Here is a 2,019-nt window from a genome sequence, read left to right on the forward strand (position 1 = left end):
ATCCCCCTCGCCACAAGAGTATTGCGTGAGGCTTTAGATCAGTGGCTCATCCGCCTTCTTGTGCTTCCAGCTGTCATTGCCCGGCAGCAACAGGTTCAGCGCAATCGCCACCACCGCGCACAGCGCGATGCCTTTGAGACCGAAGTCATCCTGGCCGGTCCCGGTGCCGACCAACATACCGCCAATCCCGAATACCAGGGTCACCGACACAATCACCAGATTGCGCGCTTCGCCCAAATCGATCTGGTGGCGAATCAGCGTGTTCATGCCCACCGCCGCAATCGAACCGAACAACAGGCAGAGAATTCCGCCCATCACCGGCACCGGAATGCTTTGTAGCAGTGCCCCGAACTTGCCGACAAACGCCAGGCTGATAGCGAAGATCGCCGCCCAGGTCATGATTTTCGGGTTGTAGTTCTTGGTCAGCATCACCGCGCCCGTCACTTCGGCGTAAGTGGTGTTGGGTGGGCCACCAAACAGGCCGGCTGCGGTGGTGGCAATGCCATCGCCGAGCAGGGTGCGGTGCAGGCCGGGTTTCTTAAGGTAATCGCGACCGGTCACGCTACCGACGGCAATCACGCCGCCGATGTGTTCGATGGCCGGGGCCAACGCTACCGGAACGATGAACAGAATCGCCTGCCAGTTGAACTCGGGCGCGGTGAAGTTCGGAATCGCAAACCACGGGGCTGCCGCAATCTTCGCGGTATCAACGACGCCGAAGTAGAAGGCCATGGCAAAGCCCACCAGTACGCCGGAGATGATTGGCACCAGGCGGAAAATGCCTTTGCCGAACACCGCGACGATCAGGGTGGTCAGCAACGCCGGCATGGAGATGAGCATTGCTGTTTGGTAATGGATCAGCTCAGTGCCGTCGCCGGCCTTGCCCATCGCCATGTTGGCGGCAATCGGCGCCATGGCCAGGCCGATGGAAATGATCACCGGACCAATCACCACCGGTGGCAGCAGACGGTCGATGAAACCGGTGCCTTTGATCTTCACGGCAAGGCCCAGGAAGGTGTAGACGAAACCTGCCGCCATCACGCCGCCCATAGTCGCCGCAAGGCCGAACTGGCCCTTGGCAAGGATGATCGGGGTGATGAAGGCAAAGCTCGACGCCAGGAACACCGGCACCTGACGTCCGGTGACGATCTGAAACAAGATCGTCCCCAAGCCTGCGGTGAACAGCGCCACGTTCGGGTCGAGGCCGGTAATCAGGGGCATCAACACCAGCGCGCCGAAGGCCACGAACAGCATCTGTGCACCCGACAGCACCGTGCGCCAGAGCGGATCGTTGAACTCTTGCTGCATGCTCAAGCGTCCTTCTGCTTGGTACCGAAGATCTTGTCGCCGGCATCGCCCAGGCCTGGGATGATGTAACCGTGTTCGTTGAGTTTTTCGTCAATGGAGGCGGTGTAGATGATCACGTCCGGGTGAGCCTTCTCCACAGCGGCGATGCCTTCGGGCGCGGCCACCAGCACCATGGCGCGGATCTCGCGGCAACCGGCCTTTTTCAGCAAGTCGATGGTGGCGACCATGGAATTGCCGGTGGCAAGCATCGGGTCGATGATCATCGCCAGGCGCTCGTCGATTTCCGGGACCAGTTTTTCCAGGTAGGTATGGGCTTGCAAGGTCTCTTCGTTGCGGGCCACGCCCACAGCGCTGACTTTGGCGCCCGGGATCAGGCTCAGCACGCCTTCGAGCATGCCGATACCGGCGCGCAGAATCGGTACTACAGTAATCTTCTTGCCGGCGATTTTCTCGACCGACACTGTGCCGCACCAGCCTTCGATATCGTAGGTTTCCAGCGGCAGGTCTTTGGTGGCTTCATAGGTCAGCAGGGCGCCGACTTCCTGAGCGAGCTCACGGAAATTCTTGGTGCTGATGTCTGCACGGCGCATAAGGCCGAGTTTATGACGGATCAGCGGGTGGCGGATCTCGAGGATGGGCATGGGAAAGGCTCCGGCGGCGGGCAAAAAAACCGGCCTAGATTAATCTATCCGAGGGTGTTGTCCTATAGAC

2 protein-coding genes are annotated in these 2,019 nt (G+C 60.1%); both read right to left on the reverse strand.

The annotated features are described in order from the left end of the window. Nucleotides 1–33: 33 nt before the first annotated feature. Complete coding sequence (locus AC1DRJ_RS25630; RefSeq protein ID WP_477804620.1) at nt 34–1,308, reverse strand: uracil-xanthine permease family protein; 1,275 nt, start codon at nt 1,306–1,308, stop codon at nt 34–36. Nucleotides 1,309–1,310: 2 nt separating this feature from the next. Continuing rightward, nucleotides 1,311–1,949 (reverse strand): uracil phosphoribosyltransferase, encoded by a 639-nt coding sequence (gene upp / locus AC1DRJ_RS25635; RefSeq protein ID WP_007942673.1) that lies wholly within the window; start codon nt 1,947–1,949, stop codon nt 1,311–1,313. Nucleotides 1,950–2,019 lie beyond the last annotated feature (70 nt).

The organism is Pseudomonas sp. P5_B2, assembly GCF_056400445.1.

Excerpts from the sequence above, each read along its gene's own strand:
- AC1DRJ_RS25630 (WP_477804620.1), bottom strand. The coding sequence starts at position 1,308 with ATGCAGCAAGAGTTCAACGATCCGCTCTGGCGCACGGTGCTGTCGGGT.
- upp (WP_007942673.1), bottom strand. The coding sequence starts at position 1,949 with ATGCCCATCCTCGAGATCCGCCACCCGCTGATCCGTCATAAACTCGGC.